The sequence below is a fragment of the Xylanibacter sp. genome, from assembly GCF_057607445.1.
Map to the genome: position 1 here is coordinate 15,559 of NZ_DBLZAX010000023.1, position 22,476 is coordinate 38,034.

The following is a 22,476-nucleotide window of genomic DNA, read 5'->3' on the forward strand; positions in this document are numbered from 1 at the left end:
CTGAATGAGAAAGAGTAATTAATAATTCATATCACATTAAAAACAGTAAACGATTATGTCAAAAGCAATGAGACACGAGGAGCTGGTGGAACTCCTCCAGGAAGGCAAGATAGGTTTCCTCCGCTTTGTCATGGAGGGAGAGAACGCGCAGGACTACCTCGACTGGTGCCGTGCCCACGGTACGGACCCGTCGGACGAGTCGGCGGAGTTTTATGTCGAACAGACGGACACCGAGGGGATGGACCGCCAGCTAACGGACGACGAGGACTATGGCATATGGAACTAACTCACTGTCGTCATCGGGCGGTTCCGGCCAGGCAGCTCTGGAACGGTTTACGGCAATGATGATCGAGCGTATGCGGCAGATGAAGGAAACCGGCTGGAAGAAAGGCTGGATAGGCGGCGAGTCGGGCTATGCCGGGCTGCCGCAGAACGTGGGAGGACGCAACTATTCCGGCTCCAACTCTTTCTTCCTGCAATTGCACACGGCCGCCATGGGGTATCAGCTCCCGGTCTATCTGACCTTCAAGCAGGCCCATAACCTGAAAGCCCATGTCCTGAAAGGCGAGAAAGCCTTCCCCGTGGTGTACTGGGACATGCTGGTAAAGGACAGGGACGGCAGGCGCGTCAGCTCCGACGAGTACCGTGCCATGACGAAGGAGGAACGGCAGGGGCTGGAGGCCATCCCGTTCGTCAAGTCCTTCCCTGTCTATAACGTGGCGCAGACCAACCTGGCCGAGATGCAGCCGGAAAGGATGCAGAAACTCCTTGACAGGTTCAAGGTGCCCGAACTCCGGGACACGGAGGGAATGTACGCCCATGCCGCCCTCGACCGCATGGTGCAGACGCAGCAGTGGCTCTGCCCGATACAGGCGGACAAACGTGTGGACGGGGCTTTCTACTCTCCCTCGCAGGACCGTATCGTGGTGCCCATGAAGGCGCAGTTCAACATCGGCAGCTCGCCGGAGGAGACTTACCGGGGCGGCATGGAGTATTATTCCACCATGCTGCACGAGATGACGCACTCCACCATGACACCCGAACGGCTCAACCGTGAAACGGGCGGACGCTTCGGCGACCCGAAGTACGCCAAGGAGGAGCTGGTGGCCGAACTCACGGCTGCCATGATCAGCCACTCCATGGGCTTTGACTCCAAAGTGACCGACAACTCCGCCGCCTACCTGGACTCGTGGATAGGCACGCTGAAACAGGAACCGAAATTCATCGTCTCCGTCATGGCGGACGTGAACAAGGCGTCGGACCTGATTCTCGACCACGTGGACAAGCAGCGGCTGGCACTCGGCGAGCAGCCGTACCTGGCCAAGAACGACCCACTGGCCCCGTTGGATGCCGGTGAGGAGGTGCCTTTCAAGAATGCGGCCATCGTCAAGACACGCTCCGGTGACTATGCCATCCGCGCCTCCTACGACGGGGTGGAACTGGGACTGAAGAAAGTGTCGAAAGACACCGCAAAAACCTTCTTCCAGCTCACCGACATGAAGGACAAGGCGGCGTTCCTGAACATGACGGCACGCAAGACCTACGGGCCGGAACTGGCGGTCATGCAGCGCACGCAGAAAGCCGGTACGGGAATCAGCATTTAACAAGAATATGAATATCACCGTAATACGGACGGGCTTATGACGGACTACAAGGTAAACTTCAAGGAACTGAAATCCCGTGTGGGCATTGACGACATCGCCTATGCCCTGGGCTACCGTCTGGACCGCAAGGCCGGTGTGGGAAGGTACATCGAGCTGGTGCTGGGCGAAGGCAGGGACAGGCGTGACACCATCATCGTCAGCCACCCGAACGACAAGGCGGCGCAGACGTTCTTCCGCAGGAACGGCTCGAAAGGCGATGTGGTCACGCTCATACGGGAGAACCTTTCCTCCTTCACGGTGTCGGGCAAGGACGAGTGGCAGAAAATCGCCAAGGTCATGGCACGCTTTGCCAACATGCCCGAACCCGAATACCGGGAAGACCGCGAGTATGTGAAATCCGCCATGCACACTGCCGTATTTGACAGTTCACGGTATGAGGTGAAGCCTGTCGATACGGAGAAGACACCGGGACTGTTCGCCCTCAGGGGCATTTCCGCCGAGACGGTCAGGGAACTTTCTCCGTTCGTCTGCCTCATACGTGACCGCCGGAACGGCAAGTTCGACGGCTACAACATCGGTTTCCCCTACACGGACGCACGAAATGATGAAGTCAGGGGCTACGAGATACGGGGGCACAGCGGCTACAAGTCCAAGGCGGCCGGCACCGATTCCTCCTCCTCGGCATGGGTGGCCGACCTGACGGGCGGCAACCGTGAGGCGGTCCGGAGCGTGTTCTTCTGTGAGTCCGCTTTCGATGCGATGGCATTCTACCAGGTGAACCGGGCACGGATAAATGCGGAAGTGGCACTGGTGTCGCTCGGCGGCACGTTCTCGGACAGGCAGATAACCGGTGTCATGGAGCGTTTTCCCCATGCCCGTGCCTTCGACTGTTTCGACAACGACCTTGCCGGGCGCATCTACGGGCTTCGCATGATGGCCCTTCTGGAAAATATCCCGATGAAAATCCATAAGGCGGAGGACGGCATACGGATAGAGGCGAAAGGAAAATCCTTCACACTGGACACGGAACGCTCCCTTACGGCACAGGCCGGCGAGCGTCTGGGCATCCGCTACCGCATGGGACAGTGGCTGCCTCCCAAGGCTTTCAAGGACTGGAACGACTGCCTGATGAACAGGCCTTTACAACCAGTCCTTTCCCCCAACAAGGATGACCGGGAACGGAAGCTGGCCGAATATCGGAATACTGGACTTAAAATGTAAGGTATATGGAATCATTGAAAATGAAACTGAAAATAATCGCCGTCATTTGCGGTTGCATGACAGGAAATCTGCCGGTATTCGCCCAGCAGACCGACCCGGCACTGACCGGGGCGGTCATCGCGCAGACAGCCGAGCTGAAAAGCATCCACAAGAAGCGCAAGGAAAGGCAGGAGAAAATCATTGCGGCAGAGACCGCCGTAACAGTGGCTCTTGACCGGGTACATAACGTGGAGGACAAAATGCTGGAATACCTTTCCAATGCCCAGGGTGCGGTACAGAACCTGTACCAGATCAAACGTGCAGGGGAACTGGTGACGACGGAAATCCCCAGGAACTGCGACCTGCTCCTGAAATCGGTGGGCGGAAACCTCAAGGGCACGGCCATCGCCGCACTGGTGTCGGACGAGCTGGCGGATGCCGCCACGCAGATGGCTGCACTCTACCCGTTCATGAAACAGCTCGTGACATCGGGAAGCTATGACGTGGGCGGCACGGACGGCAAGAACGGGAAGCACAAGGTGAACCTGTTGAGTTCCTCCGAACGCTACTACATCGCCAACGAGGTGGTGACGAGGCTGGAGGCCGTCAACACAGACCTGTTCATACTGGCATGGCAGGTGCGAACGCTCTCGTGGAACGACCTCTGGTTCTCGCTCGACCCGGAAAGCTGGGCAAGCGTGATGTCCGGCAAGAACATCGTCGGCGGCATCGTGGCCGAATGGAACCGGGGTTTCTGAAAAGATAAAAAAATAACAAAGTAACATCAACAATCATGGAAACTGAAAAAAGAATCATCGGACGCTGCCCCCTGTGCGGCGGGAACGTGGTAAAGACCTGCAAGGGCTACCGCTGCGAGCATAACATCGGGGAACAGCCGTCCTGCGTGCTGAACATCAACGGCATCATCGGCAACCGCAAGATGAACGATGCGGAAATCACGGAACTGCTGGAGAAACGGCATGTCCTGTTGGACGGCTTCACCTCCAAGGAGGGCAAGGCGTTCCCGACCGTGCTGGAGCTGGCGGACGACGGCAGCGTGCCGATGCAGCCGGTCATCGGCAAATGCCCGCACTGCGGCGGAGAGATACGTGTCGGAAGCCGGGCGTTCAACTGCTCCAACTACAACAACGAATCCGCACCGTGTTCATTCTCCATCTGGAGGAACATCGGAGGGCACCAGCTTACACTCGACGAGGCGAAAGAGCTGTGCGAGAAACAGATTACGGCATCCGAACTGGAAATGTACCGGGAGGACGGCACCGTGTACCGTAAGCGGCTCGGAGTGTCTCCCGACAAACTTCAAATCATCAAGGTATGAGACAGGGTACGTTATTAATTGTGATACTGATTACCGGCATCCTCTTCTGGGGCGGCGTGTTCTATTTCATGTTCCGGCCAGACAACCCCGGCAAGAGAGCCGTGGAGGTGGCGGAGCTTGCGCTGAAAGCCTCGGTGGACAACCCCGAATCCGTCAGGGTCATCGGTATCAGCAAGGCGGATTCCGTCTTCGGCAGGGAGTACGTGAACATGGAGGAAAAGATGGCACTCTCCATGGCGATGATGAAAATCAACGAAAAAGTAATGAAAGAGACGAATGGGCTGGAGAATTTTAACCCGGACAACAGGGATATGGCCGGGCTGATGGAGCGGCAGATGGAAGCTATGGCCGTCCTGCGGTCGCTCACAATTCCCGGTGGTCAGAACGGCAAGACCCTAAAACCTTTCAACGGGTGGAAAGTCAAGATTGAGTTCGAGGCGAAAACGGCGGAAGGAAAACCCTACCGCTCCGAATACTGGTTCATTCTTGACAAGGAGGCCCGTTGCGTAATCAAGTCGTTTGAGATCCCATTGGTTTAAGCATACTTTAATTTTATGTACACTTTCAGAGTCCCGGCACGTCGGTGTCGGGATTTTTTTGTGCCGTCATTAACTGAATGAATACAAGTACATCCCTGTCTGCCTCAAGGCTTGGCGCATCCGTGGATTTTCCGATACAAAATAACGGAGGGCCGTGGCGACGGCAAACACCGCTATGCTTGGCCGCACGGAAAACGACCGGCAGCCTTCCGCAATTTGTGCCAAATTGGGTATTCCGTCCGCTTTCCGCTTGCCATGTCCGCCTTTTGCCACTTCAAGCCCTCCGTGTGGGTAAGTATCGTAAAAATCCCCCGGATGCGAGAAGCCGTAAGGCTTCAGACAAGAGGGAAAAGAATTAAGAATTACATAAATATATTAAAATTATGTTTAGCACTATTTTTCAACTCAGCAACAGACCAATAGAAAAAAGGGAGTATATCGGCATCGAACACGTGGGACAGGGCGACATGGTCTTTATGGACTACACCTGCGAGATTGACAACGAAGACCGCAAAAGGGAAATCAAGAACCTTGCGGGGCGCATTTTGCCCGAGGGCATGTTTACCCTCAATGCGGACGAGACGCTGGCCTATAACGGGGGCTTCACGGAGTGGCGAAAGACTTATCTTGACCTTATCCGCAAACGGACGGACGCACTCACCGAGAAGAACATCATGGAATGGGCAGGGACTGCCTACCACCTTCAGAAAGCCATACTCAATCCGCTCGCCACGGACTGCCTTTTCATCACGGAGTTTTGTGACGGACACGGAACGGCTGAACGGTCAAGGGAACTCATGCGGTTGGTTGAAACGCTTGCAGCAGGGGAAAAACTATATATCGGGGCGGTAATCGGCTATCGCTTCTAATACTTAAAACGGAAACATCATGAAAGGAACGGAACATTTCAAGGAAATCATCAGGAACTATCTTGACAAGAGGGCAAAAGAGGACGAACTCTTCCGTGCCAAATACGAGACCACGACACGCACCATTGACGATGTGGTTACGTTCATACTCAACGAAGTGCAGAAATCCGGCTGTTGTGGCTTTGCAGACGAGGAAATCTATTCCATGGCAGTCCATGCGATAGACGAGCCGACACTGGACATCGGCAAGCCAATAAACTGCTCGGTCGTTGTCAATCACCACATTGAACTGACCGAGGAGGAAAAGGCGGAACAGCGAGCCATTGCGCTCAAACGCTACCAGGACGAGGAAATGCGCAAGTTGCAGCAACGCAACTCCAAGCCCAAGGCTGCAAAGAAGCCCGAACCCAAACAACCCGAACTCTCACTTTTTGATTTTTGAGCCATGAAACCGAGAACGAAATTTGAAAAGACGGTGGCAGCCTCCAACGAGGGGCTGTCCGCCATCAGCCCGAAAGCCGTGGAGTGGGCTGTCAAAAACGTGGTATCGCATATTGCTTTCCGCACTTCCGGCCACAAATGCACGTGCAGCGATTGCGGAGGAAAGTTTGACTACAAGGGAAAAGGAAAGTCTGTACGCTGCCCCCATTGCGGACACCGCTTGCAGGTTACTGACACGATGAAACGGAAATGCAGGGAGACAAGCTATTTTTCCACTCTTGAAGCCATTGACGGGTTGCAGGTGCAGCGTGTGTTCCTGCTGAATGTCTGTTACAGGAAAGGCGAGCCAATGAGAACTACCTGTTGGGAGGTGTGCCGTCTGTGGCTTGGTGGGGACGGAAAGACTGCCGTCACTTCAAGGGCGAGGACGATAGGCTATTATCAGGACAGCTTCAACTGGATGACCGATATTGAGTTAAGGCAAATGTCCGATGTGCATTGGGTTATCTCAAACACGTATGTCTATCCCCGTTATTCAGTCACGGCAGGACTGAGACGCAACGGCATGAGAGGCAGGCTTCCCGACTGCCACCCCATGCGTCTTGCAAAGGCTCTTTTGTCAGACCACCGCATCGAAACCATGATGAAAACCAAAGACCGCAAGGCGGTTGCCTATTTCGTCAGCAATACATTCGAGCTGGACAGGTGCTGGCAGTCATACAAGGTTGCATCACGGCATCATTACCGGCCTGTTGATTACAGCATGTGGTGAGACACCGTCCGTCTGCTTGAACGGTGCGGAAAGGACACACGCAGCCCGAGGTATATCTGCCCGATAAACCTCAAAGCCGAGCATGACAGGTGGCTGGCCAAAGTAAACGGCATGGAGGAGAGGCGCAGGAACAGGGAGCGGATGCAGAGAGCCAAGGAGCATGAAGCCGAGTTTTACAGGGACAAGTCCTGTTTCTTCGGGATTGTCATCAGCGACAGCGACATTGAGATTTCCGTGCTTGACACCATTGAAGCCTACAAGGAGGAGGGCGAACACATGCACCATTGTGTGTTCCAGTGTGAATATTATGCAAAGACGGACAGCATTATCCTTTCGGCACACGACCGACAAGGCAACCGCATAGAGACCGTGGAGTTCTCATTGAAAGAGGGTAAGGTGATACAGAGCCGTGGAGTGTGCAACTCCAACACGGAATATCACGAACGAATTGTCAAATTGGTCAATGATAACGCACACCGCTTCCTGGAGGCAAGAAAAACAGCATGATTTCTGATATATGTTCCGAACCCCGTTCTACGCTGGGAAGCGTGGAACGGAGTGCCTTTACATCATAACCAGGAATGCCAATTATCGCAAGACTTCTTGATGTATCGTGCAGTAGTGGTATTACCATAACACTTTATAATTGTGCGAAGATTACCCAATATATATTCTGCTTCGGCTTTAGCTTCCTCAGATTGGAACATTTCCAAAGCCTTTTTAATTTCTGCCTGATAGATTTCTTCTGTTTTTTTATGCCCGACAGAATGCTTGTAATCGTATAGGATGTCATCATAACCTTTTATATAATCAATTGACCAATAATCCAATCGAGGCTCAAACAAGCCGATATATTCTCCACGCCAATATTGGGTTAAAGCCCAACACTCTTCAAAAGAATTACGACGGCCTATGGCATATTTGAACCGTGCCATACCTCGTATGTCGGCAGTCTTTCCGTATTTCATCTGGTCTTGCAATTCCAACATTCTTTTGGCAAACCTGTATTTAATTCTTTGGGAGTCTTGCAATGGTTTATTGACAGTTTGTGCCTCCCATTCCCATTCTCCGCTTTTAGACCATCTGTCCGGATAAGCATAGAAAGGATTCCGATTAAGATAGCCTCCCTTATATACATTCATGGCTTGCAAATATTCATCAGAAACACTGGTAAAATATCCGACAGCCCTTTGATAGTTTTCCTCACGGAGGGCAAGAGTCCCTATAAGTTCATTGAAATAGTCTGAATCGTGCCGGATATACTTTTTCAGATAAGTAAACAATTTATTTTCAGAAGCAATACCCCGCTTCACGTCTATAAGTTGACTGGACGAAAGAGACCCCATCAACTGAAAAGAAAGAGAACTGTAATCTTGCGTATTCCAAAATCGTTCACTTCTTCTCATTTCTTCAATTGTCTGTGTTTGGGTAGCTCCTCCCCAAAAAGCGCATGTATAATCTGTCTCTATTTCATCATGGCGTTGCTTGGTGGCAAGCAGATTGTCTGCATAACCGCATAGTAATATAGCTGTAGTATAGTCCTTATTATTCCACAAGTTCGGAATCAGGCTGGCATAAACTATGTTCTGCATCATTCTGTTCCATTCCACAGCATCTGGCAAAAATATGTCAATCTTTGATTCCATCCATTTCAAATCAGACAAAAGTGATGAATTATCATCGTTCTCTGCATCTATCTTCATGCGATAGGCACGGGCATGGTCGTGTAAATCGTCTGATGAAAACGTGTGCCGCAAAGCCTTACGGATATACTGCGAGGCTTTGCGACTGTCAGAGTAAAACTCTCCGTACATATATGCCAAAGCAAACTCCCAGTCACCACGATTGTTTACTTTCTTCTTGCTTAGCACATTTTCTGCAACAGATTTTATTGCACAAAACTCGGCAGAATCATTTGAGATAGTCTGGATGTATGATAATAATTCCGGGTTGTCTGGATTGCGTTCTGCCATGAACGCAACAGGATTGTCGGTTTTGATAGAATAAAAATCACCAGATTGGGCGAAATATTCATTTGCCATATCAACATTTCCCAGCCGGTACCAACATCCGGCTACATACCCCTGTGCCATACGCTTGAACAGGTTGTCATCAGAAATTTCCTGAAAAGCCTCATTGAAATATGCCACACATTTATCGTAACAACGTGAAGCAAAAAGTGCCCGTACCACTTGCAAGGCATAACGGTCCTTGATGCGGGTTCCGGTGTAACTCTTGCACTTGTCAATTATATCCTGGAAATCACCTGTTACATCACTTGAATCTCTGGATGATGGGTAGTACCACGGTGAATTGATTTCATTTCTGCGTTTTTCCAACTCTTTGGCTGTACTCAAAAAATCAGCTAATTCCGAATCGTGAGTATTTTTCAGATAGATATAGAATAAATTATCCGTGCTTACACTTTCGTCATAACTGAACATTATATCATTGACTGTATCACTGTTATCTTTATATACCGCCTGCTCAATGTCGTTTAATGGTATTCTTTCAGAAGTAAGTTTTTGCCACAACCGCAAGTTCTCCTGCTTGTAAAAGTCTTTAGTAAGCAAGCCGTCCCAATTGGATGTGAAGAACTTGGGTGTTGGTATTATCGGAGGATACGGACCGCAAGCATTGGCATGGAATGATACGGAAAATACTATTATTACTATGCTACTTAACTTCAGAAGTAGAGAGTATTTTTTTGATTTCATCGTCTGTATATTTTGAGAGATTGCGTAAATCGAAATGATATAAAATATTACTGTACGGATTATTGGATAGCTCTTGCTCTATCATGGACTTTACGCTTATTATGTCCTGATATTTGGAGGTTTCTACTCTAATCTCGTCTCCTTTCCGGATTATCATTTCTTTATAAGGAATATCTTCAAGACATTGGTAAGTATGATGATTCTTAGTGTTTTTGAACTTAGTGGAATCCTGTACGTTTATCCCATTCAACAGACCGACAAACTGGCGTTTATGAAACAACAACTGCCATGAATAGGTGGGATAGGCTACATCAAGGTGCAATGGATAATCGCTCAGATATTTCAGATATGGCTTTATATCTTTTGGGTCTAAGATGGAATTTGCCGCATCCGGGTCACTGAAATCTCCGGTATTATAAACCATCAGCACACCGTAATCAACCGGTGGAACCTTCTGTGCCAGTTGATGTAGTCTGATTGTCGAATTAAGATTCCAAGTCAGGTTCTGCTTGCGGATTTCATGTCGGACAGAATCACATAACGCAAAAAACGAACGTTCAGTAGAAGTTGTCCAATCACAATCCAACTGTAAGCCGGACACATTTGACAATCCGTTATATGAACACATATTCTTGACGCGCGTCACGATATTTTGGGCCAACTGTCCTTCATGTCCTTTTGCATCTTTCATTGCATCCAATGTAATATACACCACAGGAACAAATTCTATAAAGCCCAAAGAATCGTTTAATATATAATAAGTCTTTTCCGGAATCCTCATAGTGGCATTTGGCACAGTACGGTTTCCGTCAATCGTACCAACGTTATCAACCGACACATCAAACATACGCAAATAAATACGTCCAATATCGTGCTTGCGCATGAATGCGAAATCGGACGAATCCGGTGCAAATACTGTTTTCCAATAATACACACTATTTTTCTCTTCATGAGAAAAATCTGTTTTATTTACATGGCGACAGCCACTGAGTATTGCAAATAAAGCGAGAAATAAGAGAAGGTGTTTCATGTACTCAAATGATTGATTATTTTAATTGTACATTTGTCTTGCTGCCCATTGAAATACTTGTCTATAATTCGGGCAAAGACTTCATCAGGCGAAACGATGTCAAAGAGCGTCATGCAGGAACAGAGTTTACGGCTGTCAATGCCTCCGAATACTTCAACAGCATCATTGGTAGAAAGATGAAGTATTGTTTCTGAAACTTCTCTTAACCGTTGGGCGAGAACTGGATTTCCTAAATATGCAGTAGCTTCCTCTATTCCGGATATTCCATAAAACTTTGAGTTAAAAGAATACCCGAGCTGTTTGAGTTGCGGAAAGATATACCACATCCAATGCCCTCGTTTCCTGCCTTCCTGTAACTCTTTGAGAACTATTGGATATATCAAATCCTGTGCTTCTATAAAGCGTTGAAGATTATAGTTATCTTGCTCCATATCTTTGTTTTGCTTATGCAATACCCAATAGCTCTTTTCCATGAAGGAGGAGAATCAGGAATGCCTGTATTTGATTTTTACCATATTTAGATAAAATTAAAGGGTTGGAATAACCCCGGTATGATGTATGGAGCTATTCCAACCCGTAATATTTAGTTATCGCTTAGTTATCAGATGCCATCCTTCACGTACCCAAAGTACAAGGGAGGAACCAAGAATAATAATTATCCAATCTTGCAAACTCAATCCTTGAACATTGAAGAATTGTTGAATACCAGGTATTTCCACCATTGCCACTTGCCCTATCATGATAATAGCCACAATGATAAGTAATCCCTTACAACCTTTGAAATGTAAAGCACTACGACCAGTCTCGAATGCACGCGCATTGAAGAGATAGAAGAAATGGGTCATCACAAAAATAGTGAAGAGCAGAGTCAACTCATACGTAGATACATGGCCTTTTTCACCCAATTGAAGTGATAACAAATCTGTGAGTTGGTGAATGTCTGCGTGTTGGAATATATAAAGCAAACCGAGTAACATTGCAAAAAAGAATCCACCTACACCGATAATGTTAGCAATCATTGATTTATTAAGAATAAAAGCATTACGGTCGCGGGGTTTGTCCTGCATTACGCTCTCTGAAGGAGGAAGTGATGCCAATGCCATTGCTGCAAAAGTATCCATAATAAGGTTTATCCACAACATTTGAGTTACAGTCAATGGACTTTCTGTTCCCATAAATGCGCCGCAAAGAACTAAGAAACAAGCTGTTACATTTACAGTAAGTTGAAATAACAGGAAACGCTGAATGTTTTGATAGAGTGAACGTCCCCACATCACAGCCTTACCAATGCTTGAGAATGAGTTATCGATGATGGTAATGTCAGATGCTTCTTTGGCAACAGATGTACCATCGCCCATTGACAGTCCCACATGAGCAGTATGTAATGCAGGTGCATCATTTGTTCCATCACCAGTAACAGCTACTACCTGATTTTTCTTTTGCAAGGCTTCTACCAACCGTTTCTTGTCCATAGGACGTGCGCGGGCGATAATCTTTAGATCCTGTACACGGTCAAGCAATTGTTCCTCTGTAAGTGCAGCAAAATCGGGGCCAGTAATGATGTTGCGTTCTGTATCTGTAGAAGTCCAAAGACCTATTTGACGACCTATTTCCTTTGCCGTACCCGGAGTATCACCAGTTACAATCTTTATGTTTATACCTGCATCCAAACATTCTTTTACTGCATCAGGGACATCTACACGAACAGGATCTGCAATAGCAGCAATACCAATGAAATGAAGTGATGTAGCAACCAGTTTGCCATTTTCAATCACAGCATTATCGTTTTCCAACACTTGATAGGCAAAACCAAGTGTACGCATGGCTCGTTCCTGATAGGAAATTAACTGCTTATCAACAATAGTTTTATCTACATTGGTGACTTTGCATAAGTCAAAGATTATTTCCGGAGCACCCTTCACATAAAGTATTTTCTTGCCTGGTATGACAGCAGATTCAACAACAGTAGCCATATATTTACGCTCAGTAGAGAATGGAAGTTCTTGTACAACATTTACACTTTCACGCAGCATACGATAGTCCACCCCTTTGTTGTTTAACCAAAGTAGTAATGCCCCCTCTGTCGGATTACCCAGTACTTGAGGTTTCTTGACGTCTGAGAAATCAATAGATGCGGTGGAGTTTACTGCCATTCCTTCGTTGATAACACTATCGGAAATATTATCTGCATAAACTTTTATATCGTCCACTTTCATTTGATTTTGAGTCAGTGTACCTGTTTTATCTGTACAAATTACGGTAGTTGCTCCCATTGTTTCGCAAGCGTGCATTTTACGAACAAGATTATTTGTTCGAAGCATTCTTCTCATAGAATATGCCAATGAGAGTGTAACAGCCATAGGCAACCCTTCAGGTACCGCTACAACAACCAATGTAACGGCAATCATCAATGTTTGTAGAACATATGCTATAAAAGGAGCAATTTGTTCCATTGAGCCAAAACAATCTGTTCCGTTGCTGATTAAATAACCTGCAATACGTCCAATTATAATCAATGCAGCAAAACCATAGCTCAATTTGGTAATCCAAGCACTTAATCCGTCAAGTTGCTCGTTAAGCGGAGTTTTCACACTGTCATCAATCTGTGCTGCCTCAAACACTTTGCCTTGTTCGGTTGCATCACCAACTGCAAGTACACGGAATATACCATGCCCTTCCATTACCTTTGTACCTTTCATTACATGATTGGTTGGGTAAGTAGCATTCTTATCAAACTCTTCTTCATTGATACTCTTACCACATACAGGTTCTCCAGTTAAGGTGGATTCATCCAAATGTAATTGTACAGCTTCTATCAATTCGCCATCAGCAGCAACTTCCTCACCGGTATTAAGAATGACTATATCGCCTACAACAACATCTTTTCGAGGTATTTGTGTGGCATTCCCGTTACGGATTACCTCAACAGGTTCATCATCGTTTACTTGATTAAGAATTGTAAATTCTTTATCAGCTTGGAGCTCAAAATAAAATGCCAAACCAGTAGCAAGCAGAATAGCAACAAAAATTCCTGCCGGTTCAAAGAAGACTTCTCCACCTTCTCCCAATCCAAAATATTCATAAAATGAGATTCCAATAGAAAGCACACCTGCAATCATCAAAATTATGATAAGAGGGTCGCCAAACTTTTCAAGAAATTGTTTCCATAACGGGTCTTTCTCTGGAGGTGTCAAAATATTAGCGCCATGTTTTTTACGGCTTTCGAGCACCTCGGCATCGGTTAAGCCTGTGAAATGATGTTTTTGTTCCATATTATTCTTTATAAATTAATTATTCTTCGGTATCTGATTTATTCTTGCAGATTCAAGAATAGGTAAATTTGATTCTGTTGGTACATATATTACAGTCTTATCGCTCAAATCTGATTGTTGGCGAACCCAAAGATATTGGATGTAAGTAGGAGTAATACTACCGTTCTCTATTTTAATCGCTTCAGCAGCCCCTTTAGCTCTCTCTATTTCTGCTTGTGCATTCAATTTCTCTGCTTCAAGATTTGCTCGTGCTTCCTCTATCTTTATTTTACGATTCTGTTCGGCTTTGGCAAATTCTGCTTTACCTTCCATTTCCTGCGACCAAACATTATACCAAGGTTTGATAAAAGCCATACTTACCGTTAATAATATTACTGTTAAAATTCCCCATAATGCTTTTTTAATAAGACTGGGGGTGAAATCTAAATCCATATTCATACGATATCAATATTAATACTTATTCATTACTTTCAAATTCTTTAGCTGATATAGATGGCCCAAGACCACTGCCATATGTTGACATTTTGAAAACCATTTCTCCTTCCGTCCATTCGGTTTCAGTAGATGTTACAGAGAACTTTCCCCCATCGTGATATGAAGATTGTCCGTATGAGGATGTAGCTTTGATTTTCAGCTTAAATGTGCCACTTTTATTAAAGTTTACCGTTCTTGATGAATGTGCAGGTAAAGACACAGTCGTATATAGTCCTCCAAAAGAGTAGATAACCTTCAATGTCATTGTATAATCTGAACTGTTCCTAAATGTGATCGAAGCGTTTTTCTTTTGACTGTTATACTCATAATCATACACAGATTGAGCCATAGCTGTTGGTGCAACTAATAACATCATAGTAAACACAACATATAAAAATTTTACTTTCATATTTCCCTCGTTTATTATGCTTTATGAAATAAATTATCTTCTCTTAGGTACATATGTTTTGTTACCCTTACTATTTATATAATATTGTCCACCACGACTACCGGTATGAATAGTGCGACCTGATCCATAATTGTATGCATTGGAAGAGTAATCACGGGCATGGGTTCCAATAGTACCCGTAAAAGTGTTAAGATTTCCACTGGTTGAAAAATTATCATGATTAGTCGTATTAGTAGATGTCTTGTAATGCCCTTGTACATAAGTACCGTCCTTTCGGGTATATCCCTGTTGGTATCTTACAGAACTATTCGTTGTGCCGATACTCAATGAAGAGGTTGAATTACGTTTGGACGAAGTTCCGTAGATATTTTGAGCGTGAACTCCAAAAGTTGCGCAAATAGCAATTGCTGCTGTCAAAATAATATTTTTCATTTTCTTCGAATTTTATTTGTTATACATTTGATTTCCTTTTGATGCTGCAAAGTTAGTTTCAACTTTACGGAGTTTTTGGATTTCCAAAACATTACAACACCTTTACATTATTGCTATCGCTAAAGGGTTGCAAGGTTATAACATCGTCATGTTACGACTATATTTCAGAAATGTAATATTTTACATCTATGCCTCTATACATGTCTTAAATTCATTATTACATTATACACAAACCAACTATTTATTCCTTCCAAGAATATAGGTTTGCTGTTTGCCCCATCTTTTTGTAGACCAACTCCATTTGAATATGTATCAATGTTTATAATTTTATCAAATGACAATCTGAAACTCTTCTCTGGCGAAGAAAAGTAAATATGTTTATCTGTCAGACAAACACTACCTACTGAAATCCTCTGCATATAAGTAGTTTCTACCGGGTGTCCCCTAAAGCCTCCTGTCCTATAATAAATACCTTTCGCCACCCTTACACTAATACCACTACTTCTTCCGACATATTCTCTTTTTATTTTTTGCTCATAGAATATTATGTCTCGGAATAACCATATCATAGTTTCATTTCTTGAAAGCATAAATGGAAAGTTTCCGGCAATAGTTATTTTAGGTGATGGTTTGTTTCCATTCAGTATATCCTGAATAACATCTGCTTGCAACATTTTTTCTATGGAATGATGCTGGTTAAGTATCGCTTGTGGAATTTGAGAAAATTGTATAAAACGGGCTACACTTTGTTTTTCTGCATCATTTATAATATTGTCTTCAAGATATTTCTCTATTACATCGTCTAATACATCTACAAAAATTTTTTCTTTTGTTGCTTCATCAATGTATGAACTACTTATTATTTCATTTATTTCTTGTTCTCTACAATAAAAATCCTGAAGATTAGAGAAACAAGACATTAGTATATTGCGAAGTTTTAATTTCCCGTCGTTATATTTTTTCTCACATTCTGAATGCGAATGTTGAAACCATCCCGCATCTCTATGGCAATATTTACATTTTCCCATATTAATTTCGAAGTTTTGATTGATAATTTACGCTTTGTTTTAAGTAAGTCATAAGCATGATAACTCCTATAAAAGTAATAGGCAATGCTATTAACATTCCTAATGAGCTTCCACAGAATGTATCATATAAACCATGAATAATGGCTGGAATTGCAATTGCTAAGAAATACAAGGATATTCTATATTTGGGATATAAATTTGCAAAGGCTATAAAATAGCCTGCTATACCACACCAAATAGCATGAAGAAAAGGAAGACTTGTTAAACGAGCTATATTCATAAAAAATGCTCCGGTATAATCCAATTGAGTATTTACTTCCATTTGGTATTGTACTCCTTCAAAAACGCCAAAAGCAATACCTGACATTAAGCCATAATATACTAATGTCTGTGGCAATAACGGTTCTTTTGTTTTTCTATAAATAACAAACAGAGGAATTGCTTTAGCCAATTCTTCCATTAAACCGACTCCCAAGGTATATCCAAATAGATTCAAAGGGAAAGATAAATCTATCAATCTATAGAATGGATTTATACGTGGAATACCTAATACATCCCAGGCGACAAATACGAATAACTGAGTCAAGAAGAATATTGAAATAGTATTCTTTATAGATACTTGCGGTGTCTTGAAGAGGTAATAAAAGAAAAGTCCCCATATACATGAAAAGTACAAAGCAATCGCATAGAATACGCCAAAATTCCACATTGGTATAACCATTAACATACTAGGAGACAATCCAACTATAGCCAAGGTTAACAAGCGTTTCTCCGAAAGCCATTGCTTGTTGATAAAACTATTCTTTGGTATAATAAGTTCTGTTCCTATTTTGCGTAGCTGTGCTATTAAATCGCCACCATGAGATACTTTTGGCTTCAATCCAGCCCTATGCAAAAAATAATATACTGTATTTACTTCATTTGTAGATACACTTTTAGCTTTGTCATGAAGTAAAATTTGCCCATTGTTTACATATGACAAGAGAGTATTCTCATCGTATGGGCCATAATCTTGATTATTTCGTACAATATATACCATTAGAAACGGATGGATTTTAATAATGTATCAAGATAGTTGTAACCATCCCCAATTTGATAATATGATACTACGCAAACTTTTTCCGTTCGTTCATTAAATAATAGCACATAATGCCATTGAATAGGAGTTTCTGTTTCATATTGAATCGTTTTAATAAAATATGGATTGTCATTAACAAAACGCTTTTCATTTAGGATTTCCTTATAAGAATATTTTTCAAGTTCTGAGTCTTTCCAATTTTCCCAATAAGAATTGAAATTATCGGTTGTAATATCGGAATCATAATCGCTGCATATTCTTACCCAAGCACAATCACTAAGTTCCAAATCAAACAGAGTGATTTTGGGTTCATCTATTTCTTGTTTTTCACATATAAATCCATCAGGTTTTGTGAACACTATGCGTCCATCTGTGTATTCATTATATGCTAAATCTACCGATGAAATGAATTGAGCTTCTTTTTTATCGTATTGTGACTGTATATCTGCGATACCAATGCCAAGCATAAATAGGGGAACTATAACAAATGCTGCTGTAATATAATAGTCACGACTATATATTTTACGGTATGTTTTTGGAATGATATTATTGACCTGCTTAGAAGTTGTCAGATACAAGAACCAAACGATACTCCATATCAAAGAACGTATAAGACGAGGCATACTCCCCATACCAGATTCCTCAAATTCACCACTAAATAGAGTTATAACATTTGATATAAAGACAGCAGCTATATATACCTTGGCTAAATAAACTGCATTTGGCTTTCTTTGGAGGAAAGCATAGATAGTGTAAATGGCTAAGGCTAATAACATTATACCCAAAAACACATCTGCAAGTGCTAAAAAATGACTCCCATATTCTTCTATATTATAAGTAAGTATAGGATATAAAGCACTTACCAGACCACCAAGACCAATGGAAAAAAGTAGAAATCCTAACCATCCATGAATGTTATCATTGGGATTAGGATAATCTATTTGAGGGCACGATGCTTTTTCCTGTTGATTGAAATTTGCATTGTCATGTATGACTTGATTTGTTTTTTTCTCCAAATTTATACGCTTTATATAATGGTCACATGACTGCCCATTAAATTCTATATTTTCTATACAAGTACTATTATATTTCTTGCATTGTTCGCATTGATCCTTTATAGCCATAAATCTAATTATTAACAAGTTGAACAATGACTAATCTACCTCCTTGACTTTTGTCAAGGAGAATCTGCCGACCTTCTGTAAGTGGAACATATCCGCCGATTGGAATATCTTTTTGTTCAGTAATGTCACGCATATCAGGGAGACGCCTATTGATAAGTATCCATTGTCCATTATGGAAATGAAAGTCTCCGACTGGCTTCTTATCATTATCGCTTGTCTTTTCATTTGCTGATACCAAGTTGTTGGAGTGCCACCGATAAAGAGTCTGCTTATCATAAATCATTAAGCGATAGTTTTCCGAAATGAACTTTCCATGAGCAGGTGCATAATAAAAGTTAAGAATTGGTAGCTGTCCTTTATATTCTCTACCACAGAACGGACAGTGAGGCTTGGTAGTATTGTCGAAAACATACCAGTGAGCCTGACAATCTGGATTTTGGCATGGCTGTACCAAATCACATGTCTTGATAAGTGCATCTTCCCATTCAGCCGCACTGGGACGCATAGATGGATTGTGCAGCCCATCAATGAATGCTTTGTCGAACAATTTTTTCAAATACGGACCACAAATAGTATAGGGGAGCCGATTTGGATCGCCTTGTGGCAATTGGGACGGTGCCAGCTGGTTAGGTTTAACGCGATTGGTAGAATCAGTGGGATGTTCAATGAACAAGGCCTTTGCTCCATAACGCATATCATCGTCTTTTTGTGGATCGTCTATATTCCACACTTTTCCACCGTCCAAAGGATGGCGGTTGAGCAGAAAAGTATAGATGAGTACTGCAAGTGCGTAGCGGTCTGTAGTAATCTTAGGCAAATTTTTTTTTGGATCGTCTATTTTTAGTGTCTTTGTGGCGAGAACTTCGGGTGCTATAAAACCAGGAGTACCTACCACCTCTGGCGGGAACTTGCCGGGTACAACCAATCCATCATCATCAATAATGCAGGCCGAACCAGAAAGGGGGTCAACAAGTACATTATTGTAGGAAAGATCCGAATGAGCTAGTCCTGCGGCATGTATGCGGCGAATACCACGTGCTATCTTCAAACACATATGCAAACGCGACAGAAATGTACCTTTCTGATCGGCAGGAACGAACTTGTTGATGAGTTTTGCCGAAGAGAACCATTTGCCGTTCTTTTCCTGACCGTTCTTAATGAAAGGCCATTGGGCATCAATTCCTGTAAAGAAGAACTTTTTGTTATAGAAAGGAATAACAATACCCGTGAGTCCTTTCCATTCCACCATTTTAGTAGGCCATGCAAATATGTCATTCCAGTAATCTCCATCTGAGTTCTGAACGAAAATCTTTTCGCGATACACCCCAACAATGTTTTCCAATCGGGCTTTGTCGTTGGCATTTGTAGGATTACGGTAGAATGCCACAACATAAGTTTTATCGGTTGAGAAATATACATCCTTAACTCCGCCTTGAGCCTTAATCTCGTCATAGAACTCAACGGTAGAACCGTCGGATGCAGTCAGTTTAATTATATTAGCCATAACTTCTTCCTTTTAAGATTCTACATTGATTTTATCAGAAGAAATAGTTCCTGTTTCATTTGTATCGGAGATTTCTTTTGCCATTTGTTCTGTTACTTCTTCACATTTTGGATCAGTCTCTTCACCCTCATATAAAATGGCAATAGTGCGGTCATCGTGATTTCCTGGCGACCAAAAGTCAAGCCAATTCAATAATTGCTCTTTTGATGATTCGTTGTCGTCAGTAAGTTCCACTCCATTCTCTTTAAGGTCGTTCCACAAAGCATCCCATCTGTCAGGATTGTTCAGATTGACATCTGTTTCAAACTTCGGGTCACTTACACCATCTGTCATCATAAAAAGAGCGGTGAAGTCATCTACTATATTGAAACGAAGTCGCTGGTATAAACTTTTGGCATCCTTGAAAATGTCCGGCATGGTGAGAAATCGAGTCTGCCCTGCAAATTCTCCTTCGTCCGGTACACCAAGTATTTTAGCCGTATGTGTATGTTTGTCATAAAGACAAATTGCACCATCACCCACCCAAAATGAAGCTAGAAACCATCCAAAAGAAAATTTTTTACTAATGACAAGCAAAAGTGTTGTCGCATATTGTTTAGGTTGATTGTTGACGGTGGCCGCTTCAGCGTTAATCGCACGATGAGCCTTAAACGCTGCAGTTCCAACAATCTTATATATATGATCTCCAACTTGTTTGCGTGCATCGCTTTCGCCGTCACCCATCTGTTCGTTGTATTTCAATATTGCATTTTCAAAATCTTTATTGCCATTAAGTTGTACAATACAATAGTTCACTGATTCCTCACATGCAATACGAGAACCTTCACGTGAAAATTTAGCAGAACCGGCACCATCAGCTACGGCCATAACATACCATCCATTGTCCATATGAGCCATTTTGAAATGGTCATCGCGAGGTTTAGCTTCTTGTGCATGGCTACGTCCACGCTTACTGGCTGCCACAATATCTTTCTGAGGTGTTCCGTCAGCAAGGGCTTCTACTTTTATATACTCTACCTGAATATCATTATTTTGATACTTTGGTTCAGGCATATTTCCCCAATCCACAGGTAGGTCTTTCCACAATTTACGAGGATCTTGATTAATTACGAAAGGCACTTTCCGTTCCAAAATAGGATGTTCTTCTGGCATATCCACACCTACAAACTGATAGCGTATAATCAAATCAAATGTTGATTGAGCTGTTGCACCATTTTTACGGAAATATTCCAAAGACGGGCATCCTGAGATAGTAAAAGACTTCCCATCTGCAGCTGTTACAAGGCTCAACCCATGAATATTTTTATCGAGTCCAGATACGCTTACGAGAACAATCTCCATACCGTCTAATCCATCGGGATCTAAAACAGGCATATCTACAGTCACTTCATATTCCTGATTTTCCTTTGCATTAGGTATATTAAGATCCCACACAATTTTATTCTCTGCCATTTTTATTTTATCCATAAGATAGTCATTGTATAAATTCCACAATTTGTCTGACAAAAAACGGAGAAAATTTTCTACTTTCTTATCATCTTTATTTCCAATGAGAGTGTCTATGATTTTATCAATATCCATATTTTACCCCCTTCCTCTTGTAATGTCTATTCCTCCTTCAGCAATTTCACCTAAAGTTCCTTCCATACCACACCAAGGACAAGCTGTCGTTTGACCGCCCGAACACATAATGTTACCACATTCACAAACTACTACTCCGAGCTGATTTCCACAACAGGGACAAGTCGGCACACCCCGCAATGACATCGTATTGATATTACGGTTCGATTTTCCATCACTCAAATCATTGTAATTTTCTTCATCAATAGGATAGGCTCCCACGAGTTTGAAGTCTGTTGTTTTTATATTCAGAGTTTCAAGCCCTTCTATATTAGCAAGATGCTTTGCATATTTAACCAAATAAAGTCTCTTGGTATTGGAACATTTACCAAGCAATACTACATAATTTTCATCCACCATGCAGGGCTTGGTTGTATCAACTTTTTCCAAATTAATACCATTGGTAGAAGCCAATTTTACATCATCATCTCCTACATCGGTCACTGATACACTGGTAGCCTTAATGGAAGCCGTCACCCACTTAAAGAACGCTTTGAATGATATATCATCTGTCTTATTTAGCCGAAGTACATTGTCAGATATTTGTCCTAAAAGTTGAGTATTTACATTGTCTCCAATGGATATGGCTACAATATTTGCCTTTCTGCGATATGAATTGTTCCAGCGAGCAAAAGCAGAAGATGGATTATCAGTTGGTGTACCGTCAGTAAAAAGAAAAACTATCGGCTTCCAATCCCCTTTTTGCTCCGTTGTGGTTTTAACTAAATTCTTATCCATATCATCCATCAAGAAATTCAGAGCAACACCGAGAGACGTGCCACCACCTATAGGAAATATAGGTGGATAAAACTTATATAACTCTGTCAACGGTGAAATACATTTTGCCTTTCCTGCAAAAGCAATAATAGATATAAACGCAGTTTCAAGAGCATAGGGATCTGTACGCAATTCCTGTACAATCATTCTCATGCCATCCTGAACTTGTTGGATAGGGGCACCAACCATTGATTCTGAAACGTCAACAAGGAAATATACGGGTAATCTTCTCATTGTTTTATACTAA

The 22,476-nt window shown here is 43.3% G+C and carries 23 protein-coding genes; 10 read left to right on the forward strand and 13 right to left on the reverse strand.

Annotated elements, in window-relative coordinates:
* The first annotated feature begins 55 nt into the window (after nt 1-55).
* From ACZMIG_RS13665 to ACZMIG_RS13710, 10 genes are all read left to right on the forward strand, one after another.
* Nucleotides 56-286 carry a hypothetical protein gene (locus tag ACZMIG_RS13665; RefSeq protein WP_022163551.1) on the forward strand — a complete coding sequence of 77 codons (231 nt, stop codon included), beginning with the start codon at nt 56-58 and terminating at the stop codon, nt 284-286.
* The gene (locus ACZMIG_RS13670; RefSeq protein WP_075316819.1) at nt 270-1,604 is read left to right on the forward strand and encodes an ArdC family protein; all 1,335 of its coding nucleotides are present in this window, start codon (nt 270-272) and stop codon (nt 1,602-1,604) included. The genes ACZMIG_RS13665 and ACZMIG_RS13670 overlap by 17 nt, the downstream gene beginning before the upstream one ends.
* Nucleotides 1,605-1,640: 36 nt before the next feature.
* Nucleotides 1,641-2,825 (forward strand): DUF3991 and TOPRIM domain-containing protein, encoded by a 1,185-nt coding sequence (locus ACZMIG_RS13675; RefSeq protein ID WP_022163548.1) that lies wholly within the window; start codon nt 1,641-1,643, stop codon nt 2,823-2,825.
* 20 nt (nt 2,826-2,845) lie between these two features.
* Nucleotides 2,846-3,562 (forward strand): hypothetical protein, encoded by a 717-nt coding sequence (locus tag ACZMIG_RS13680; RefSeq protein ID WP_394334110.1) that lies wholly within the window; start codon nt 2,846-2,848, stop codon nt 3,560-3,562.
* A gap of 35 nt (nt 3,563-3,597) precedes the next feature.
* Complete coding sequence (locus tag ACZMIG_RS13685; protein WP_022163546.1) at nt 3,598-4,143, forward strand: topoisomerase C-terminal repeat-containing protein; 546 nt, start codon at nt 3,598-3,600, stop codon at nt 4,141-4,143.
* Nucleotides 4,140-4,682, forward strand: coding sequence for a hypothetical protein (locus ACZMIG_RS13690; protein WP_022163545.1), 543 nt, complete (start codon nt 4,140-4,142; stop codon nt 4,680-4,682). Before ACZMIG_RS13685 ends, ACZMIG_RS13690 begins: the two co-directional genes overlap by 4 nt.
* 383 nt (nt 4,683-5,065) lie before the next feature.
* Nucleotides 5,066-5,551 (forward strand): hypothetical protein, encoded by a 486-nt coding sequence (locus ACZMIG_RS13695; RefSeq protein WP_022163544.1) that lies wholly within the window; start codon nt 5,066-5,068, stop codon nt 5,549-5,551.
* A 19-nt stretch (nt 5,552-5,570) separates the two neighbouring features.
* Nucleotides 5,571-5,993, forward strand: a complete 423-nt coding sequence (locus tag ACZMIG_RS13700; RefSeq protein ID WP_022163543.1) for a PcfK-like family protein — start codon at nt 5,571-5,573, stop codon at nt 5,991-5,993.
* 3 nt (nt 5,994-5,996) lie between these two features.
* The gene (locus ACZMIG_RS13705; protein ID WP_487889705.1) at nt 5,997-6,764 is read left to right on the forward strand and encodes a TFIIB-type zinc ribbon-containing protein; all 768 of its coding nucleotides are present in this window, start codon (nt 5,997-5,999) and stop codon (nt 6,762-6,764) included.
* 12 nt (nt 6,765-6,776) lie between these two features.
* Nucleotides 6,777-7,271 (forward strand): PcfJ domain-containing protein, encoded by a 495-nt coding sequence (locus ACZMIG_RS13710; RefSeq protein WP_487889707.1) that lies wholly within the window; start codon nt 6,777-6,779, stop codon nt 7,269-7,271.
* A gap of 62 nt (nt 7,272-7,333) precedes the next feature.
* On the opposite strand, the gene ACZMIG_RS13715 is transcribed toward ACZMIG_RS13710, so the two are convergent.
* From ACZMIG_RS13715 to ACZMIG_RS13775, 13 genes are all read right to left on the reverse strand, one after another.
* Complete coding sequence (locus ACZMIG_RS13715; protein ID WP_022163541.1) at nt 7,334-9,481, reverse strand: hypothetical protein; 2,148 nt, start codon at nt 9,479-9,481, stop codon at nt 7,334-7,336.
* Entirely contained in the window at nt 9,441-10,511 is a 1,071-nt protein-coding gene (locus ACZMIG_RS13720) for a hypothetical protein (protein WP_022163540.1), read from the reverse strand. The genes ACZMIG_RS13715 and ACZMIG_RS13720 overlap by 41 nt, the downstream gene beginning before the upstream one ends.
* Nucleotides 10,508-10,984 carry a DUF1810 domain-containing protein gene (locus ACZMIG_RS13725; RefSeq protein WP_234983983.1) on the reverse strand — a complete coding sequence of 159 codons (477 nt, stop codon included), beginning with the start codon at nt 10,982-10,984 and terminating at the stop codon, nt 10,508-10,510. Before ACZMIG_RS13725 ends, ACZMIG_RS13720 begins: the two co-directional genes overlap by 4 nt.
* 114 nt (nt 10,985-11,098) lie before the next feature.
* Nucleotides 11,099-13,783 carry a calcium-translocating P-type ATPase, PMCA-type gene (locus ACZMIG_RS13730; RefSeq protein ID WP_022163538.1) on the reverse strand — a complete coding sequence of 895 codons (2,685 nt, stop codon included), beginning with the start codon at nt 13,781-13,783 and terminating at the stop codon, nt 11,099-11,101.
* Nucleotides 13,784-13,798: 15 nt separating this feature from the next.
* The gene (locus ACZMIG_RS13735) at nt 13,799-14,137 is read right to left on the reverse strand and encodes an SPFH domain-containing protein (protein WP_390891789.1); all 339 of its coding nucleotides are present in this window, start codon (nt 14,135-14,137) and stop codon (nt 13,799-13,801) included.
* 103 nt (nt 14,138-14,240) lie between these two features.
* Entirely contained in the window at nt 14,241-14,666 is a 426-nt protein-coding gene (locus tag ACZMIG_RS13740; protein WP_022163536.1) for a hypothetical protein, read from the reverse strand.
* A gap of 33 nt (nt 14,667-14,699) precedes the next feature.
* On the reverse strand, nt 14,700-15,098 hold the full coding sequence (locus tag ACZMIG_RS13745; protein ID WP_022163535.1) for a hypothetical protein: 399 nt from the start codon (nt 15,096-15,098) through the stop codon (nt 14,700-14,702).
* 194 nt (nt 15,099-15,292) lie between these two features.
* Nucleotides 15,293-16,126, reverse strand: coding sequence for a hypothetical protein (locus tag ACZMIG_RS13750; protein WP_022163534.1), 834 nt, complete (start codon nt 16,124-16,126; stop codon nt 15,293-15,295).
* Nucleotide 16,127: 1 nt separating this feature from the next.
* Nucleotides 16,128-17,165, reverse strand: a complete 1,038-nt coding sequence (locus tag ACZMIG_RS13755) for a PrsW family glutamic-type intramembrane protease (RefSeq protein ID WP_022163533.1) — start codon at nt 17,163-17,165, stop codon at nt 16,128-16,130.
* On the reverse strand, nt 17,165-18,328 hold the full coding sequence (locus tag ACZMIG_RS13760; protein ID WP_022163532.1) for a DUF2569 family protein: 1,164 nt from the start codon (nt 18,326-18,328) through the stop codon (nt 17,165-17,167). The genes ACZMIG_RS13755 and ACZMIG_RS13760 overlap by 1 nt, the downstream gene beginning before the upstream one ends.
* 4 nt (nt 18,329-18,332) lie before the next feature.
* A complete protein-coding gene (locus ACZMIG_RS13765; protein WP_022163531.1) occupies nt 18,333-19,832 on the reverse strand; it encodes a helix-hairpin-helix domain-containing protein in 1,500 nt (499 codons plus the stop codon).
* A gap of 12 nt (nt 19,833-19,844) precedes the next feature.
* Nucleotides 19,845-21,413: a PP2C family serine/threonine-protein phosphatase gene (locus tag ACZMIG_RS13770; RefSeq protein ID WP_022163530.1), complete on the reverse strand. Its 1,569-nt coding sequence runs from the start codon at nt 21,411-21,413 to the stop codon at nt 19,845-19,847.
* A 3-nt stretch (nt 21,414-21,416) separates the two neighbouring features.
* Nucleotides 21,417-22,463 carry a TerY-C metal binding domain-containing protein gene (locus ACZMIG_RS13775; RefSeq protein ID WP_022163529.1) on the reverse strand — a complete coding sequence of 349 codons (1,047 nt, stop codon included), beginning with the start codon at nt 22,461-22,463 and terminating at the stop codon, nt 21,417-21,419.
* Nucleotides 22,464-22,476: the final 13 nt, after the last annotated feature.

Bases quoted from the DNA above. Each gene is read 5' to 3' on its own strand.
- ACZMIG_RS13665 (WP_022163551.1), top strand. From the start codon at position 56: ATGTCAAAAGCAATGAGACACGAGGAGCTGGTGGAACTCCTCCAGGAA.
- ACZMIG_RS13670 (WP_075316819.1), top strand. From the start codon at position 270: ATGGCATATGGAACTAACTCACTGTCGTCATCGGGCGGTTCCGGCCAG.
- ACZMIG_RS13675 (WP_022163548.1), top strand. From the start codon at position 1,641: ATGACGGACTACAAGGTAAACTTCAAGGAACTGAAATCCCGTGTGGGC.
- ACZMIG_RS13680 (WP_394334110.1), top strand. From the start codon at position 2,846: ATGAAACTGAAAATAATCGCCGTCATTTGCGGTTGCATGACAGGAAAT.
- ACZMIG_RS13685 (WP_022163546.1), top strand. From the start codon at position 3,598: ATGGAAACTGAAAAAAGAATCATCGGACGCTGCCCCCTGTGCGGCGGG.
- ACZMIG_RS13690 (WP_022163545.1), top strand. From the start codon at position 4,140: ATGAGACAGGGTACGTTATTAATTGTGATACTGATTACCGGCATCCTC.
- ACZMIG_RS13695 (WP_022163544.1), top strand. From the start codon at position 5,066: ATGTTTAGCACTATTTTTCAACTCAGCAACAGACCAATAGAAAAAAGG.
- ACZMIG_RS13700 (WP_022163543.1), top strand. From the start codon at position 5,571: ATGAAAGGAACGGAACATTTCAAGGAAATCATCAGGAACTATCTTGAC.
- ACZMIG_RS13705 (WP_487889705.1), top strand. From the start codon at position 5,997: ATGAAACCGAGAACGAAATTTGAAAAGACGGTGGCAGCCTCCAACGAG.
- ACZMIG_RS13715 (WP_022163541.1), bottom strand. From the start codon at position 9,481: ATGAAATCAAAAAAATACTCTCTACTTCTGAAGTTAAGTAGCATAGTA.
- ACZMIG_RS13720 (WP_022163540.1), bottom strand. From the start codon at position 10,511: ATGAAACACCTTCTCTTATTTCTCGCTTTATTTGCAATACTCAGTGGC.
- ACZMIG_RS13725 (WP_234983983.1), bottom strand. From the start codon at position 10,984: ATGGAAAAGAGCTATTGGGTATTGCATAAGCAAAACAAAGATATGGAG.
- ACZMIG_RS13730 (WP_022163538.1), bottom strand. From the start codon at position 13,783: ATGGAACAAAAACATCATTTCACAGGCTTAACCGATGCCGAGGTGCTC.
- ACZMIG_RS13735 (WP_390891789.1), bottom strand. From the start codon at position 14,137: ATGGCTTTTATCAAACCTTGGTATAATGTTTGGTCGCAGGAAATGGAA.
- ACZMIG_RS13740 (WP_022163536.1), bottom strand. From the start codon at position 14,666: ATGAAAGTAAAATTTTTATATGTTGTGTTTACTATGATGTTATTAGTT.
- ACZMIG_RS13745 (WP_022163535.1), bottom strand. From the start codon at position 15,098: ATGAAAAATATTATTTTGACAGCAGCAATTGCTATTTGCGCAACTTTT.
- ACZMIG_RS13750 (WP_022163534.1), bottom strand. From the start codon at position 16,126: ATGGGAAAATGTAAATATTGCCATAGAGATGCGGGATGGTTTCAACAT.
- ACZMIG_RS13755 (WP_022163533.1), bottom strand. From the start codon at position 17,165: ATGGTATATATTGTACGAAATAATCAAGATTATGGCCCATACGATGAG.
- ACZMIG_RS13760 (WP_022163532.1), bottom strand. From the start codon at position 18,328: ATGGCTATAAAGGATCAATGCGAACAATGCAAGAAATATAATAGTACT.
- ACZMIG_RS13765 (WP_022163531.1), bottom strand. From the start codon at position 19,832: ATGGCTAATATAATTAAACTGACTGCATCCGACGGTTCTACCGTTGAG.
- ACZMIG_RS13770 (WP_022163530.1), bottom strand. From the start codon at position 21,413: ATGGATATTGATAAAATCATAGACACTCTCATTGGAAATAAAGATGAT.
- ACZMIG_RS13775 (WP_022163529.1), bottom strand. From the start codon at position 22,463: ATGAGAAGATTACCCGTATATTTCCTTGTTGACGTTTCAGAATCAATG.